Consider the following 16,747-nt stretch of genomic DNA (forward strand, 5'->3'; position numbering starts at 1 on the left):
TTCTCTGGAGTATTCGTTTCAAGAGGGGGAATTGTAATTGAACTTTGTAATAGATAAAATCGATAGTTTACATCCTGAATTTTCCAAACTAGTTTCCATGATGAATTACGCTCGCTATACAACAATGCAAGCGGTGGAAGATTTAACAATGGAAGAACTTGATTATTTATATGATGAGGAAGCAAATTCAATCGGCATGCTATTATATCACATGGCTGCTGTTGAATTTTACTACCAGATTCATACTTTTGAAGACCGTGAACCAACGGAAGCTGAATTAGAACGTTGGTTACCTGCTATTGAGTTAGGAGATCTTGGGCGAGAGAAAATAAAAGGAAACTCTATAGAATTTTATATCAATACATTACAAGAAGTACGTTCCAAAACAATTGAAACATTCCAATCGTTACCTGATGAATGGCTGTTTAAAACGACAGACTTTTGGTATGACAAACAAGCAAATAACTATTTTAAGTGGTTTCACGTATTTGAAGATGAAATCAATCATCGCGGACAAATTCGTTTAATTAAGAAGATGCAAAAAGCTCATTCAATAAAATGAGAAAAAGCCACCTTATTTGGTGGCTTTTTCTATTCGTTAGCGAATAGCTTTTCATTTACTTTTTTAACGACTAGCGCTACCACTATTAAAATGCATATTAAATATAACAATTTCGCAAAAAATAACCATCCTTGAAACATTACATTTCCATCTATTATTTCATTTCCCTTCAGTAACAAAAATGGAATCACGCTAATTATAATACCAAACTCGATGCTGAAAACAATTTTCTTTTTTCGACTGTATACTTTCCACTCGTCCCAGCGATACATAGGAGCAAAAATCAATACTCCTATACATAATATAACTGGTACCCATTCACTTTTAAAAAATTGCCCTAAAATAACTGATAATAGTAAACAAACGAGCACACCATAATAACCTATTTTCTCTCTCATTCGTACTCCCCCATTCTACTTCTCCTTTAATATGTAACTTGCTATGCTTATAACAATTCTTAGAAAAATAACTACTACAATTACAATATAAAGACTTTTTGCAGACGACATCCATTCTTGAAAAATAGACATTTTCTCCATTTGTTTCTGACCCTCTATTAAAATAACTCCTACGAATAATGAACAAACAACGATGATACCTATCATAATTCCAATACTTTTCTTGCTATATTGTTTCATATCATCCCAGTTATATAAAAGTATAAGTACAAACCCAAAAACAGGTATAATACTGATCCATTCATTGCTTGTAAACAAATTTAAAATGATTAATAGACTACAAGAGAGAATAAAGCCCCAAAACCCAATTATTTTGCGCATAAGCCCTCCTTTAATTCCATTTTTAGGATTAATTGTATTTTAACATCCATTTTTCAACCTTACCACTACGGTACATGAAATTTTGGTTTTTCGGTTTCCTATACTCACATACTTTCACTGCTTTCATACAATAAACTACACGAATGCCTAAAGGATGTGAATGTTATGGGAGTTGAATTAACGCTATTACACGCTCTCTATGTTATTTGTTTACTCACCATTATTACCTTTTTTATTTTCCGAAAGGATACGACGATTATTTGTATCGTTTTCATCTTTTTATTAGCATTAACTGCTACAAGTTCTATCCCTCTTGCCGTTAGCGGCATTTTTCAAAGTTTTATTTACGCTATTACTGAGCTATTACCAACTATATTAATCATTTCCATTATCGTATCCATGAGCAATTTACTCGTTCATACTGGCATAAATGATACAATGATTTCACCATTTACAAAGATGATTCGTACCCCTACCCTCGCCTACTGGATTATCGGTCTTTTGATGATGACAATTTCTTTCTTCTTTTGGCCTTCTCCAGCTGTTGCCTTAATGGGAGCTATTTTATTACCAGTTGCTGTACGCGTCGGTCTTCCTCCAATTGGAGTCGCGATTGCTATGAACTTGTTCGGTCATGGGATTGCTTTATCCGGCGACTTCGTTATACAAGGCGCACCAAAATTAACCGCAGACGCTGCTGGTCTTCCTGTTTCTAGCGTTGTTTCTGCAAGTGTTCCACTCGTTATCGTTATGGGCATTGTGACAACTTCCGTCGCTTTTTTCTTCTTACGAAAAGAATTTCATACAGGCTTATCTATACAAGAGTCTATTTCATCAACTGCGTCTTCTAAAACGCTCACTTCATTATCTACTCGGACAAAAAAATGGCTCGCTATTTGTATTCCGATCGTATATGCCATCGATATCCTTTGCATGATTCAATTTAAACTACAAGGAAGCGACGCAACTGCACTTATCGGCGGAACAACTGTTATTATGATTATCATCATTTCTCTCATCGCCTACAAAGGTAATGGACTGAATAAAACGACCGATTACTTTATAGAAGGGCTCCAATTTGGCTTTAAAATTTTCGGACCAGTTATTCCTATCGCTGCACTCTTTTATTTAGGAGATAGTGGCTTTGTGAAAATTATCGGGGACTATTTACCGAAAGGTTCACACGGAATCATTAACGACTTAGGCATCGCTTTATCTCAAACTGTTCCTTTAAATCAATATGTATCGGCAGGGACATTAACTATCGTTGGTGTCATTACCGGCTTAGATGGATCAGGTTTTTCAGGTATATCACTTGCTGGTTCCATTGCCAATCTTTTCGGAACAGCACTTGGCCATGGAACAGCTACATTAACAGCACTCGGGCAAATTGCAGCTATATGGACCGGGGGCGGGACGTTGATTCCTTGGGCACTTATTCCTGCCGCTGCGATTTGTAAAGTCGATCCATTTGAACTTGCACGTCGAAACTTTTTACCAGTTATGATTGGCTTAATTGTCACCACGATCGTTGCGATGTTTATTCTATAGCGTAAGCAAGTGTTCTCTTGCTTACGTTTTTTGCTTGTAAAATTCATCATGAATGATCAGTTTTCAAAAGGGATTCGTTATTACTTAGCGAAATTATATTAGGAGAGTAATTATTTCAAAACGTTTATAAGAAACAGATTACTGCAATTAGAAAAGGGGACATACCTATGAATGAATTGATTTTCGTCTTATTAATTTGTCCGTTATTTATCTTTATCGTATCTGTTATTGGAACACGCAAAACGAAAACGTATTACGTAATGCCGATTGTAACGTTTGCTAGTTTTTTAATAATAGGTGTTATCGCCTTTACTCCAAAATTTTTCTTTTGGGTTGGCATGTACAGCATCTTCTCATTTATTGTTTCTTATATGACGCTATTGTTTGTGAAAGGATATGAGGTTGCTGAAAACGCTAAATAGTTGTTAGCAAGGAGACAGGAATATGATTTTCTTTGATATTGATGGAACTTCACATGAAGTTTTAACAATAATATAAAAAAACGACTGCGTTCCCCCGCAGTCGTCTTTTTTCGTGTTACGCTGTGATCCAAGCTTCGTTAGCTGGATTTTTACGCCACTCTTGTAATTTTTTCGTTTCAGCTTGTCCGATCATACCTTTTTCTGCTGCAACTTCAGTTAATGCACTGTAATCACTTAAAGAATATGATGCTACGTTCGCTGCTTCTAACTTTTCTTTTCCTGCTTCTAGCTCGTATGTGAAGATTGATACGATTCCTAATACTTCACAGCCAGCTTCGCGAAGTGCTTCTACACATGTAATTGCACTGCCGCCAGTTGAAATTAAGTCTTCTACTACTACAACTTTTTGACCTTTTTCAGCTTTTCCTTCGATTTGATTCCCTTTACCGTGACCTTTTGCTTTACTACGTACGTAGCACATTGGTAAATCCATACGATCACTTACCCATGCAGCGTGCGCAATACCAGCAGTTGCTGTTCCTGCAATAACTTCTACAGTTGGGAAGTGCTCTTTAATTAACTCTTCTAATCCAGCTGCAATCGCTTGACGTACTTTCGGATAAGATAAAGTTAAACGGTTATCACAATAAATTGGTGATTTCATACCTGAAGACCATGTGAATGGATCATTCGGTTGTAAAAATACTGCTCCAATTTCTAATAAATGCGATGCGATTTCTTTTTTCATACTGTTACACCTTCCCACTGTTGTTTTACTGTTTTATACGCTTCAAGCGGATTTTCTGCTTTTGTAATACTACGTCCAACTACGATATAGCTTGAGCCAAGTTCCCTCGCACGTTTCGGTGTTGCTACGCGCACCTGGTCATTTACATCATCGCTTGCAAGACGAATCCCCGGTGTTACTGTTACAAATTCATTTCCGCATACTTCACGTAATTTTGGAACTTCAAGCGTTGAACAAACAACGCCATCCAGTCCACTTTCTTTCGTTAATTTTGCATAATGAGCAACCGCTTCTTCTAACGTTTTCTCAATGCCGATCTCTTTTTTCATCATAGCTTCCGAAGTGCTTGTTAGTTGTGTAACTGCAATACAAATCGGTCTCTCTTTTCCTTCTTGCTTACCTTCCTCTAATCCCTCAATCGCAGCTTTCATCATGCTGCTTCCCCCAGCAGCATGAACATTTACCATATCAACATCTAGACTAGCTAGGCTACGCATAGCGCTTTTTACCGTATTTGGAATATCATGAAGTTTTAAATCTAGAAAGATCTTATGCCCTTTTTCTTTTAAGTACGTAATAATCGCAGGGCCTTCTTTGTAAAATAACTCCATACCAACTTTGACAAATAACTCTTCCCCTTCAAAGTGGCGCAAGAATTGTTCTACATCTTGTTTCCCCGGAAAATCTAGTGCAACGATTAACGACTGTGACATGTTTGCTTCCAGCTCCTTCCTTGACATTCCGAAATGTGATCAAATCCTAATTCATCTAGTAATGCTGGTAACTCTTCAATAATTGTCGGACATACGAACGGATCGATAAAGTTCGCTGTACCAACTGCAACTGCGCTTGCGCCAGCGTAGAAGAATTCAATTACATCTTCCGCTGTTTCAATACCACCCATTCCGATAATTGGAATGTTAACCGCTTGGCTTACTTCATGTACCATACGAATTGCTACTGGCTTAATCGCAGGACCTGATAATCCGCCTGTACGGTTTGCTAAAATTGGTTTAGCTGTTTTTAAATCTAGACGCATACCAAGCAATGTATTAATCATCGTTAAACCATCTGCACCTGCATTTTCAATCGCTTTTGCAATTTCCACAATGTTTGCCACGTTCGGTGACAACTTCACATATACAGGTACTTCAGAAACCTCTTTTACTCGCTTCGTTAAATCAGCAGCAATTTCAGGATTTGTACCAAAGGCGATACCACCTGTTTTTACGTTTGGACAAGAAATATTTAATTCCAGTGCATGGACATTAGGCGCTTTAGAAATTTCCTTTGCAACCGCTACGTAATCCTCAGCTTGTGAACCTGCAACGTTTGCAATGATTGGAAGGTCAAATTGTTCTAACCATGGTAATTCAGAATTCATTACTTTTTCTAATCCTGGGTTTTGAAGTCCGATTGCATTTAACATGCCACCCGGTGTTTCAGCAACACGAGGCGTCGGATTTCCATAGCGTGGTTGTTCTGTCGTCGCTTTGATCATGATTGATCCTAGTACACTTAAATCGTAAAACTGTGCATATTCACGACCAAATCCAAAGCATCCAGATGCCGGTATAATTGGATTTTTTAATGATAATCCTGGTAATTCAACTTGCAATCTGTTCATAGTACAACCTCCCCGATTGGAAATACTGGTCCGTCGCTACACACCTTCTTGTAAGAATGTCCACTTGGATCTTCTTGTAAGTGGCATACACATGCGAAACAAGCTCCAATACCACAGCCCATACGTTCTTCTAATGAAATATAGGCTTTTTTCTCTTTGTAACGTCCTTCTAATGCACGAAGCATCGCTAACGGACCACATGAATAAAGAATATCAAAGTCAATTCCGTAATGATCAATTACATCTGTGACAAATCCTTTTGTACCGTGTGTACCGTCTACTGTCGCAACGTACGTATCACCAAGTTCTGCAAATTTTTCTTCATAGAAAACAACATCTTTCGTTTGAAAACCTAAGATGTGAATTACGCGTACACCTTTTGCAACGAGGCGCTGTGATAATTCATAAAGTGGTGGTACACCAATCCCCCCACCTACTAGTAAAGCTGTTTGACCAGCTTCTGCTTCTTCTACAGGAAAACCGTGCCCTAATGGTCCTAGTACGTCTACCATTTCACCTTGTTTTTTAGTGGCTAATGTTTTTGTTCCTTGTCCTTCCGCACGATATAGCATTGTAAATTCGTTCTTCTCTTGATCTACATTACAAATACTAATTGGGCGGCGCAGAAGGGGCGCAATGCCCTCTGCTACCTTAATGTGTACAAACTGCCCTGGTTCGTTCATTTGCTGTACTAAAGTTCCTTGAAGCACTAATTCGTAAATGTTCTTTGCGATTTCTTTTTGATTAACGACGATCATATTTTGCTTTTGCATCATGCATGTACCACCTCGTGACGCTTTGTTTGCGTAATTTCTTTCATTGAATGAGCTGAGAATGTCATAGATTCTAATACTCGTAAGATTGCTCTCGTTGTATCAAGTGATGTTAAGCAAGCTACACCATTTTCTACTGATTCACGGCGAATGCGGAAACCATCACGCGCTGGTTGTTTGCCTTTTGTTAATGTATTGATTACAAACTGTGCTTTTCCTTGGCGGATAATATCTAGTAAGTTGTAGTCTTCAGAATCAATTTTGTTTACAACTTGTACTGGGATATTTTGCTCTGTTAACGATTTTGCTGTTCCAGCTGTTGCTAATAAGTTATAGCCGATTTCATGGAAACGTTTTGCAATTTCCATCGCCTCTTCTTTATCTTTATCCGCTACAGTAATGATTACTGATCCGTGCGTTGGGATGTTAATTCCAGAAGCAACTAAACCTTTGTATAATGCTTTTTCAAGCGTTAAATCTTTACCCATTACTTCCCCTGTTGATTTCATTTCAGGTCCTAATGTTGTATCCACTGAGCGTAATTTCGCGAATGAGAATACCGGAGCTTTTACATACACTTCTTTCTCTTCTGGATGATAGCCCGTTCCGTATCCTTGCTCTACTAGGTCTTGCCCTAGAATAACTTTCGTTGCAACGTTTGCCATTGGTACACCTGTAATTTTACTTAAGAATGGTACTGTACGGCTCGCACGTGGATTTACTTCAATTACGTACACTTGATCTTCGAATACGACAAACTGGATATTTAGTAATCCAACAATGTTTAATCCTTTTCCAAGTGCAATTGTATGTTCAATAATTTGTTCTTTTAATTTTTCAGATAAGCTTTGTGGTGGATATACTCCAATTGAGTCACCAGAGTGAACTCCAGCGCGTTCAATATGTTCCATAATACCTGGAATGAATACATTCTCACCGTCTGAAATTGCATCTACTTCAATTTCTTTACCGACCATGTAACGGTCGATTAATACTGGGTGATCTGCGTGAACTTTAACTGCATTTTTCATGTAGTGCAGTAGTTCTTCTTGACGATATACGATTTCCATCGCACGTCCACCTAGTACGTAAGATGGTCTTACTAATACTGGGTAACCAATTTCTTCTGCGATTGCTACCGCTTGTTCTACAGTCGTTGCTGTTTTACCAACTGGTTGTGGGATACCAAGTTTTGTTAAAGCAGCTTCGAATTTATCTCGATCTTCTGCACGGTCTAAGTCTTCAAGTGATGTTCCTAAAATCTTCACACCATGTTCTTCTAATTTTGCCGCTAAGTTAATCGCCGTTTGTCCACCGAACTGAACGATAACACCTTCTGGTTTTTCTAAATCGATGATGTGCATTACATCTTCAATCGTTAATGGTTCAAAGTATAATTTGTCAGAAATACTGAAGTCTGTTGAAACAGTTTCTGGGTTATTGTTAATGATAATCGCTTCATATCCAGCTTCTTTAATTGCCCATACTGAGTGAACTGTTGCATAGTCAAACTCAACACCTTGACCAATGCGGATCGGACCAGATCCTAGAACTACTACACTCTTACGATCTGTTACAATTGATTCGTTTTCCTCAGCGTATGTGCTGTAGTAATACGGTGTTGCAGATTCAAACTCTGCCGCACAAGTATCTACCATTTTGAATACTGGCGTCATATTATTTTCTTTACGCATATCGTAAATTTCGCGCTCCGTTTTGTTCCAAGCTGCTGCGATGTAGTGATCGCTGAATCCCATTTCTTTTGCGGTTTGTAGTACTTCCATATTTCCTACATTCGCTTTTACTTCGCGTTCCATATTTACGATGTTTTCAACTTTTTGTAAGAAGAAGAAGTCCATTTCACACCATTCGTTAATCTCTTCTTTCGTTACACCTTGACGAATTGCTTCTGCTACGATAAACAGTCGCTCATCATCTGCTTTAATAATGCGTTTTTTCATTGTTTCTTTATCAAGTTCTTTTAAGTGGTCTAATTCTAAGTGATAAATGCCAAGCTCTAAAGAACGAACCGCTTTTAATAATGATTCTTCTAAGTTACGTCCGATTGACATAACCTCACCAGTTGCTTTCATTTGCGTTCCAAGTGTTCTGTTCGCTGATTCAAACTTATCAAATGGCCAGCGTGGAATTTTTGAAACAACATAGTCTAATGCTGGCTCGAAGCAAGCGTAAGTTTTTTGTGTTACTGGGTTTACGATTTCATCTAATGTTAAGCCGACTGCAATTTTCGCTGCTAATTTCGCAATTGGATATCCAGTTGCTTTAGATGCTAATGCAGATGAACGACTTACACGTGGGTTTACTTCGATTACATAGTATTGGAAGCTATATGGATCTAGTGCAAGCTGAACGTTACATCCACCTTCAATTCCTAGTGCACGAATAATTCGTAATGAAGTATTGCGTAACATTTGGTATTCACGGTCGCTTAGCGTTTGGCTCGGTGCTACAACGATAGAATCACCTGTATGAACACCAACTGGATCGATGTTTTCCATGTTACATACTACAATCGCGTTATCATTTGAATCACGCATTACTTCATATTCAATTTCTTTACAGCCAGCAATACTTTTCTCTAATAAACATTGTGTTACTGGGCTATGTTTTAAACCACTTGTTACGATTTCAATTAACTCTTCTTCGTTATGACAAATTCCGCCGCCCGTTCCGCCTAATGTGAATGCTGGACGAACGATTACTGGATAACCAATTTCGTTTACAAAGCCATATGCTTCATCAAGGTTATGAATAATTTCACTTGGTGGTGTTGGTTCATTTAAATCTTGCATTAATGTACGGAATAAATCACGATCTTCCGCTTGCTCGATTGCTGATAATTTTGTTCCTAAAATTTCAACTCCGCACTCTTCAAGTACGCCTGATTTTGCAAGTTCAACAGCCATGTTTAAACCTGTTTGACCGCCTAATGTTGGTAAGATTGCATCTGGACGTTCTTTACGAATGATTCGGCTTACGAATTCTAATGTTAAAGGCTCAATGTATACTTTATCTGCAGTTGCAGTATCTGTCATAATTGTCGCTGGGTTAGAGTTAACAAGGATTACTTTGTAACCTTCCTCTTTAAGAGATTGACAAGCTTGTGTTCCAGAGTAGTCAAACTCCGCTGCTTGCCCAATTACAATTGGTCCTGATCCGATTACTAAAATTGTGTTAATGTCTAGGCGTTTTGGCATAACTCTTCCCCTTCTTTCTTGAAGTTTTCAATCATTGTTAAGAAATCTTCGAATAAATCATTTGCATCTTCTGGTCCTGCTGAAGCTTCTGGATGGTATTGAACTGTAAATGCTGGGAACTTCTTATGACGAAGACCTTCTACTGTTCCATCATTTAAAGCAACATGTGTAATTTCAAGTTCTGTATTTTCAACTGATTCTTCTTCTACTGCGTAACCATGGTTTTGAGATGTAATTGCTACTTTTCCAGTTGCAAGATTTTTTACTGGATGGTTTAAACCACGGTGACCGAATTTTAACTTACTTGTATTCGCACCAGATGCTAAAGCAAATAGTTGGTGTCCTAGGCAAATTCCGAATAAAGGAACTTTACCGATAATGTCTTTTAACATTTCAATTGCTTCTGGTACATCTTTTGGATCCCCAGGTCCGTTACTTAACATAATTCCATCTGGACTAAGGCGTAAAATTTCTTCAGCTGTCGTGTTGTAAGGAACTACAATTACATCACAATCACGTTTATTTAATTCTCTTAAAATACCATGTTTCATACCGAAGTCTACTAATACAACACGATGTCCGCGGCCTGGGCTTGGGTATGGATCTTTCGTTGATACGCGTTTTACATGGTCTGTAAATACTGTCGCTTTTAATTGGCTTACGATGTATTCTACATCTGCATCCATGTTACAAAGGCGTCCGCGTAATGTACCGTATTGACGAATTTTTCTCGTTAATTTTCTCGTATCAATTCCTGCTAATCCTGGAATGTTTCTTTCTTTTAAGTAGTCATTTAACGAAATTTCATTACGGAAGTTTGATGGGTGATCACAAATTTCGTTTACGATTAAACCATTTACAGATGGGTGAATCGATTCAAAATCGTCACGGTTGATGCCGTAGTTTCCGATTAATGGGTACGTGAATGTTACAATTTGACCGCAATATGATGGATCAGATAATGTTTCTTGATATCCAGTCATTCCTGTTGTAAATACAACCTCACCTGACTTTTCGATTTCTCCTCCGAAACCTGTTCCAATTAATACTGTTCCATCTTCTAAGATAAGTTGTCTTTTCATACTAATGCACTCTCCTTTTGCCATGCGATCTTACCACCAACGATTGTCATTACCGGCCATCCTTGGCATTTCCAACCTGCGAATGGTGTGTTTTTTCCTTTTGATAAGAATGTTGTTGGATCAATCTCTTCTTCTTGTTCTAAATCAATGATTGTAATATCAGCTGTTCTACCTTCTTTCAGGCGACCTGCTTCTAAGCCGAATGTATCAGCTGGCTTTTCTGTTAAGAATTGAATTAATTGTTCTAATGTAATAATTCCTTTTTTCACAAGGTTTGTGTATAGAAGTGGGAATGCTGTTTCAAAACCAGTAATTCCGAACGGTGCTCTTTCAATTCCTTGCGCTTTCTCTTCCGCTGTATGCGGTGCATGATCAGTTGCAATCATATCGATTGTTCCATCTAATAAACCTTCAATTAATGCTGCATGATCCTCTTTTCCACGAAGCGGTGGGTTCATTTTAAAGTTAGGATCAGCTGATGGGATATCATCTTCACATAACACTAAGTGATGGGGTGTTACTTCTGCTGTTACTTTAATTCCAGCGCGTTTCGCATCACGTATTACACGTACAGATCCTTTCGTACTTACATGACATACGTGATAGTGACAATCTGCCGCTTCAGCAAGCAGTATATCCCTTGCAATATGTACAGATTCACATACTGATGGGATACCGTTTAATCCGTGTTTCTCAGAAAACTTCCCTTCATGTACACAACCTTTATTAATAAGAGTATTCTCTTCACAGTGCGCAACTACTGCCATATTTAATTTCGCTGCACGTTTCATAGCAGCTAACATCATGCTAGCATCTTGTACGCCTACACCGTCATCAGTGAAAGCAAATGCTCCAAGTTCTTTTAACGTTTCGAAATCTGTCATTTCAGAACCCGCTTGACGTACTGTAATTGCTCCATATGGTAATACGTTAACATGCGCTTTTTCTTTAATACGATTTTGTAAGTCTTCCATATGTTCTCTACAATCTGGTACTGGGCGTGTATTTGGCATTGCACAAATTGTAGTGAATCCACCTTTTGCCGCTGCTAGTGTACCTGTTTCAATTGTTTCTTTATGTTCACCACCTGGTTCACGAAGGTGTACATGTACATCTACTAATCCAGGTGCGATTAACTTTCCGTTCACATCGATTACTTCAGCATTATCTGCCGTAATTTTTTCTGCTACCTTAGCGATTTTACCGTCTTGTACGAGAAGATCTGTTGCTACGATTTTTCCTTCTTCATTCATATAACGACCATTTTTAAACAAATAATTCATGTTTCATTCCTCCTAATACATTTGGTAAGGCGCGTTTTAGTACAGCCATTCTTACGTAAACTCCATTTTCCATTTGTTTAAATATGCGTGAACGCTCACACTCAACAAGTTCACTTGCAATTTCAACATCTCGGTTTACAGGAGCTGGATGCATAATAATGCTTCCTTCTTTCATACGCTTTTCTCTTTCTACTGTTAATCCGTGTTTCTCATGATACTCTTTCATAATGTCTGTTTCATAATGATCATGACGCTCATGTTGTACACGAAGTAGCATCATTACATCCACTTCCGGAACAAGTTCATCTAATGGTTTGTATGTTCCAAATGTGTTGTCTTCATCTTTCCACTCTTCTGGACTTGCAAAGTAAATTGTTGCACCTAGCTTCGTTAATGCTTCTGCATTAGAACGTGCTACTCGGCTATGACGAACATCTCCTACTATCGCAATCTTCAAACCTTCAAATCTTCCAAACTCTTGTTTAATTGTAAGAAGGTCGAGTAGGCACTGCGTTGGGTGGTTTCCACATCCATCTCCAGCGTTTAAGATCGGGATATTCACCTGATCTTTTAGTTCATCGAAGTAGCGATCTTGCTCATGGCGGATGACCACTGCTTTTGTTCCGATTGATTCTAGTGTTCTTATCGTATCGTATAAAGTTTCTCCTTTTTGTACGCTAGATGCATCCGCTGAAAAGTTTAAAACATCAAGTCCTAATCTCTTCTCAGCAACTTCAAAGCTAAATCTCGTTCTCGTACTATTCTCAAAGAACAAGTTTGCAACAAAAGTTTGCTCTGTCGTTTTGCTCTCTTTTCCATTCGCAAAATCTTCTGCGTCTTTTAGGATTTCTGAAATTTCTACTTCCGATAATTCACTCATCGTTAACAAATGGCTCATCGTCATCCCTCATCTTTCTGATTTTTATGTTACCACTTTTGTATTTTTATAACAACCTTTGCATAAAAATACCCTAGTCATGTGAGACTAGGGTGCAAGAAAGAAGCCACCCTTTCCGGTCTCACAGGACTGAATTAAAAGGTTATTATTATGAAGCAATCTGCTTAGATTGTTTTATTTGTTTCGTTTCCGGTAGTAGTAGATTTAACAGTACACCTACAATTGCTGCTAGTGCCATTCCTTCTACTTGGAATGATTCTCCTACGTGAAGTACCGCTCCACCAATACCGATTACTAGTATTACTGATGCAATCATTAAGTTTCGTTTGTCACTTAAATCTGTTTTATCGTCTACCATCATGCGTAATCCGCTTGATGCGATTACACCGAATAGTAAGATGGATACACCACCCATAACTGGTGTGGGGATCGAATGAATCAGTGCAGAAATCTTACCGATAAATCCGAACATGATTGCGAATACCGCTGAACCGATGAATAAGTATACACTGTACGCTCTTGTAATTGCTAGCACACCGATGTTTTCACCATACGTTGTATTCGGTGGTCCACCGATTAGTGATGCGATTAATGTGGCTACTCCATCACCGAAGATTGAACGGTGTAAACCTGGTTTTTTAATTAAATCTCTTTTAATAACATTTCCTAATACAATTTGATGTCCGATATGTTCTGAAATTGTTACTAGTGCAACTGGTACCATCAAGAGTACAATCTTCCATGAAAACTCTGGTGTGTATGTTACAAATGGTACTGTGAAATCTGGTACAACAAACCATTTTGCCTCAGCTACCGGCTTTAAGTCTACTAACCCTTGGAAGTAAGCGAAGATATATCCGCCGATAATGCCAAGTAACACTGGTATGATACTGAAAAATCCTCTTCCGAATATTGAGCATATAATTGTAATTGCTAATGTTACTAATGCTACTGAAAAGTGTGTAAAGCTATATTTGCCATCCGCACCATTCATCGCCATGTTAACTGCTGTATGTGCTAAAGCTAGCCCGATTACCATTACTACTGGACCAACTACGATTGGTGGTAGTAATTTCATAATCCACTCTGATCCTGATTTCTTAATTCCGAGTGAGATTAAGATGTATACAAGTCCTGCTAGCAAACCACCAAGCATTGCTGCTCCAGGTCCCCCTGCCGTTTTTGCTGTTATAATCGGTGCGATAAAGGCGAATGATGATCCTAGATAGGCAGGTACTTGACCTTTCGTTATAAGAAGAAACGCTAACGTTCCTAATCCACTTGATATTAATGCTACTGACGGATTCAATCCTGTTAAAAACGGAACAAGCACTGTTGATCCAAACATCGCGAACAAATGTTGTATACTTAAAAATAACCATTTTCCCGGTTTCGGTACTTCATTAACGTCTAACACTGGCTTTTGTTCCATTGTTACATCCTCCTTCAGTTTAAATCTTTGCAATAAAAAAACTCTTTGTGCCTGTGCACAAAGAGTCCTACACTTTCGTATGCCAAATTTGACATATGAAAGCCAAGACCCTTTGGCAGCCTCACAGGACTACATTTAAAAGGGCTTTACTTATCGTATATGCTTACTCGATCTTGTTGATCTGTCTCTTGCAAATCAACTTCGATACGCTCTTCACTTGATGTTGGAATGTTCTTTCCTACATAATCAGCGCGAATTGGTAGTTCACGATGACCTCTATCAACAAGAACCGCCAGTTGGATTTGTGATGGTCTACCTAAATCCATAAGAGCATCCATTGCTGCTCGAACTGTTCTGCCTGTATATAATACATCATCTACAAGGATAACTTTTTTCTTCGTAATATCTACAGGGATATCAGAACCTTTTACAAGTGGTTCTTTATTTTTCGATTGTAGCGTTAAATCATCACGATATAACGTAATGTCTAGCTCTCCAACCTCTATTTCTTTTCCTTCAATTTGACCAATTCGTTCTGCCAAACGTTGTGCAATAAAAATTCCACGAGTTTTAATTCCGACAAGAACACAATTATCGACACCTTTATTTCGTTCCACGATTTCATGACTAATTCGTGTTAAAGCGCGGCGAATCATTTGGTCATCTAAAACGACAGCTTTCTCTTGCATGCTCTACACCTCCAAGCTTTTTTCTTGCGTGAGAGTAATGGTATAAAAAAAGTCCTCTCAGCGTGTGCGAGAGGACTTTTGAAAAAGGGTATAGCATACCCTATGCATTTCAAACCGTTACCTTCTCAACCTCACGGGGCTGTGTTAAAGGATCATTATTTAACTGTTGTCAGTATCTCAGTTTTCTTATGATTTGTCAATACTATTTTCGCAAAATATTTAATGCGTCTTCAAACACTTTTGGAATCGGTGCCTCAAACTGAATATATTCACCAGTACGAGGATGATCAAAGCCTAAAATACCTGCATGAAGTGCTTGTCCGTTCATATCTAATGTTTTCTTTGGTCCATACTTTGGATCTCCTGCAAGTGGATAGCCAATATATTTCATATGAACACGAATTTGATGTGTACGCCCTGTTTCTAAGCGACATTCTACAAGTGTGAAATCTTTGAATCGCTCTAACACTTGGAAATGCGTAACAGCATGCTTACCATTTTCATCAACCGTCATACTTTGGCGTTCTTTCTTATCACGAGCAATCGGAGCATCAATCGTTCCCTTATCGTGCGGAATAACACCGTGTACAATCGCTTTGTAACGTCTCGTTACTGTTTTTGCTACAAGTTGATTTACAAGTGATTCGTGTGCCATATCATTTTTAGCAACCATTAATAGACCAGACGTATCTTTATCAATACGATGTACGATACCCGGACGCATCACACCATTAATGCCTGATAAGTCTGTACAATGGTGCATAAGACCGTTCACAAGTGTACCACTTGTATGACCTGGTGCTGGATGCACAACCATTCCACGCGGCTTATTAACAACAAGTACATCTGCATCTTCATAATAAATTTCTAAATTCATATCTTCTGGCTGAATATCTAACTCTTCTGGCTCAGGAATCGTCACTGTAATTTCATCATTTTCTCTAACTTTATAATTCCCTTTTACAGCTTTTCCATTAACTGTAACAACGTCATCTTTAATCCATTGTTGTACTTGTGTACGTGACCATTCATTATTTATTCCTGCAACGAATTTATCAATTCGCTCATTTTTTTGTTCTTCTGCAACTGTTACTTGTACTACTTCACTCATTCAATTACTCCTTCGTTTTCTTGCCTTCTAATAATGTTTGAATAATAATTAATACAACACCAATACATAATGCTGAATCAGCGATATTGAATACTGGATAGTTGTACGAGAAAATATACACGTGAATGAAATCCACTACTTCTTGTCTAAATACACGATCAATAAAATTACCAATTGCTCCGCCTAAAATTAGACCTAATGAAATTCCTAGAAGCTTGTCTGTTTTTGCATATTTTTTCATATAAAATACGATAAATGCTACAAAAACGACTGTAATAATGTAGAAAAACCACATTTTATTTTCTAAAATACCCCAAGCAGCTCCTCTATTTCGATGTGATGTTATGTATAATACATTATCGATAATCGGAATACTCGTACCCAATTCCATGTTCTTTACAATTAGCCATTTCGATATTTGATCGATGGCAATGACAAATAACGCTATTACATAATATATCATTTTCATTTCCCCCACAAAGACAGTGTACCTCAAAATTTTAGCATAGCTGCAACCTTTTCACAATGAACCTTTATAGAAGAATAAAATAAATTAAAAAAAGGTAATATAA

At 38.0% G+C, this 16,747-nt stretch carries 17 protein-coding genes; 3 read left to right on the top strand and 14 right to left on the bottom strand.

Annotation, left to right across the window (positions count from 1 at the left end):
- Positions 1 to 37 precede the first annotated feature (37 nt).
- Positions 38 to 562: a DinB family protein gene (locus NST14_RS19310; RefSeq protein WP_109630107.1), complete on the top strand. Its 525-nt coding sequence runs from the start codon at positions 38 to 40 to the stop codon at positions 560 to 562.
- A 29-nt stretch (positions 563 to 591) separates the two neighbouring features.
- Here the strand turns inward: NST14_RS19310 and NST14_RS19315 are convergent, their stop codons facing one another.
- On the bottom strand, positions 592 to 960 hold the full coding sequence (locus tag NST14_RS19315) for a YoqO family protein (protein WP_229142892.1): 369 nt from the start codon (positions 958 to 960) through the stop codon (positions 592 to 594).
- Positions 961 to 975: 15 nt separating this feature from the next.
- Complete coding sequence (locus NST14_RS19320) at positions 976 to 1,341, bottom strand: YoqO family protein (RefSeq protein ID WP_001226107.1); 366 nt, start codon at positions 1,339 to 1,341, stop codon at positions 976 to 978.
- A gap of 165 nt (positions 1,342 to 1,506) precedes the next feature.
- Here NST14_RS19320 and NST14_RS19325 point away from each other — a divergent pair, with 165 nt between their 5' ends.
- Both NST14_RS19325 and NST14_RS19330 read left to right on the top strand, forming a co-directional pair.
- Positions 1,507 to 2,892, top strand: a complete 1,386-nt coding sequence (locus NST14_RS19325) for a membrane protein (protein WP_000537898.1) — start codon at positions 1,507 to 1,509, stop codon at positions 2,890 to 2,892.
- A gap of 167 nt (positions 2,893 to 3,059) precedes the next feature.
- The gene (locus NST14_RS19330; RefSeq protein WP_001003915.1) at positions 3,060 to 3,314 is read left to right on the top strand and encodes a YbeF family protein; all 255 of its coding nucleotides are present in this window, start codon (positions 3,060 to 3,062) and stop codon (positions 3,312 to 3,314) included.
- Positions 3,315 to 3,429: 115 nt separating this feature from the next.
- Here NST14_RS19330 and pyrE read toward each other — a convergent pair whose 3' ends face one another.
- From pyrE to lspA, 12 genes are all read right to left on the bottom strand, one after another.
- A complete protein-coding gene (gene pyrE, locus NST14_RS19335) occupies positions 3,430 to 4,062 on the bottom strand; it encodes an orotate phosphoribosyltransferase (RefSeq protein ID WP_000711449.1) in 633 nt (210 codons plus the stop codon).
- On the bottom strand, positions 4,059 to 4,775 hold the full coding sequence (gene pyrF, locus NST14_RS19340; protein ID WP_000083496.1) for an orotidine-5'-phosphate decarboxylase: 717 nt from the start codon (positions 4,773 to 4,775) through the stop codon (positions 4,059 to 4,061). Before pyrF ends, pyrE begins: the two co-directional genes overlap by 4 nt.
- Positions 4,760 to 5,689, bottom strand: a complete 930-nt coding sequence (gene pyrD, locus NST14_RS19345; RefSeq protein WP_001081057.1) for a dihydroorotate oxidase B catalytic subunit — start codon at positions 5,687 to 5,689, stop codon at positions 4,760 to 4,762. The genes pyrF and pyrD overlap by 16 nt, the downstream gene beginning before the upstream one ends.
- Positions 5,686 to 6,465, bottom strand: a complete 780-nt coding sequence (gene pyrK, locus NST14_RS19350; RefSeq protein ID WP_000983352.1) for a dihydroorotate oxidase B electron transfer subunit — start codon at positions 6,463 to 6,465, stop codon at positions 5,686 to 5,688. Before pyrK ends, pyrD begins: the two co-directional genes overlap by 4 nt.
- Positions 6,462 to 9,680, bottom strand: a complete 3,219-nt coding sequence (gene carB, locus NST14_RS19355; protein WP_048557651.1) for a carbamoyl-phosphate synthase large subunit — start codon at positions 9,678 to 9,680, stop codon at positions 6,462 to 6,464. Before carB ends, pyrK begins: the two co-directional genes overlap by 4 nt.
- Positions 9,665 to 10,762, bottom strand: coding sequence for a carbamoyl phosphate synthase small subunit (locus tag NST14_RS19360; protein WP_000828682.1), 1,098 nt, complete (start codon positions 10,760 to 10,762; stop codon positions 9,665 to 9,667). The genes carB and NST14_RS19360 overlap by 16 nt, the downstream gene beginning before the upstream one ends.
- Positions 10,759 to 12,045, bottom strand: a complete 1,287-nt coding sequence (gene pyrC / locus NST14_RS19365) for a dihydroorotase (protein ID WP_229142894.1) — start codon at positions 12,043 to 12,045, stop codon at positions 10,759 to 10,761. The genes NST14_RS19360 and pyrC overlap by 4 nt, the downstream gene beginning before the upstream one ends.
- A complete protein-coding gene (pyrB, locus tag NST14_RS19370) occupies positions 12,029 to 12,943 on the bottom strand; it encodes an aspartate carbamoyltransferase (protein WP_000018849.1) in 915 nt (304 codons plus the stop codon). The genes pyrC and pyrB overlap by 17 nt, the downstream gene beginning before the upstream one ends.
- Before the next feature lie 148 nt (positions 12,944 to 13,091).
- The gene (uraA, locus tag NST14_RS19375; protein ID WP_000435929.1) at positions 13,092 to 14,375 is read right to left on the bottom strand and encodes a uracil permease; all 1,284 of its coding nucleotides are present in this window, start codon (positions 14,373 to 14,375) and stop codon (positions 13,092 to 13,094) included.
- Positions 14,376 to 14,521: 146 nt separating this feature from the next.
- Positions 14,522 to 15,064 (bottom strand): bifunctional pyrimidine operon transcriptional regulator/uracil phosphoribosyltransferase, encoded by a 543-nt coding sequence (pyrR, locus tag NST14_RS19380; RefSeq protein ID WP_001156487.1) that lies wholly within the window; start codon positions 15,062 to 15,064, stop codon positions 14,522 to 14,524.
- A 202-nt stretch (positions 15,065 to 15,266) separates the two neighbouring features.
- The gene (locus NST14_RS19385) at positions 15,267 to 16,175 is read right to left on the bottom strand and encodes an RluA family pseudouridine synthase (RefSeq protein WP_000005840.1); all 909 of its coding nucleotides are present in this window, start codon (positions 16,173 to 16,175) and stop codon (positions 15,267 to 15,269) included.
- A gap of 4 nt (positions 16,176 to 16,179) precedes the next feature.
- Entirely contained in the window at positions 16,180 to 16,638 is a 459-nt protein-coding gene (lspA, locus tag NST14_RS19390) for a lipoprotein signal peptidase LspA (protein ID WP_000642177.1), read from the bottom strand.
- Positions 16,639 to 16,747 lie beyond the last annotated feature (109 nt).

Source organism: Bacillus sp. FSL W8-0519 (assembly GCF_038005585.1).
GTDB lineage: Bacteria > Bacillota > Bacilli > Bacillales > Bacillaceae_G > Bacillus_A > Bacillus_A paranthracis.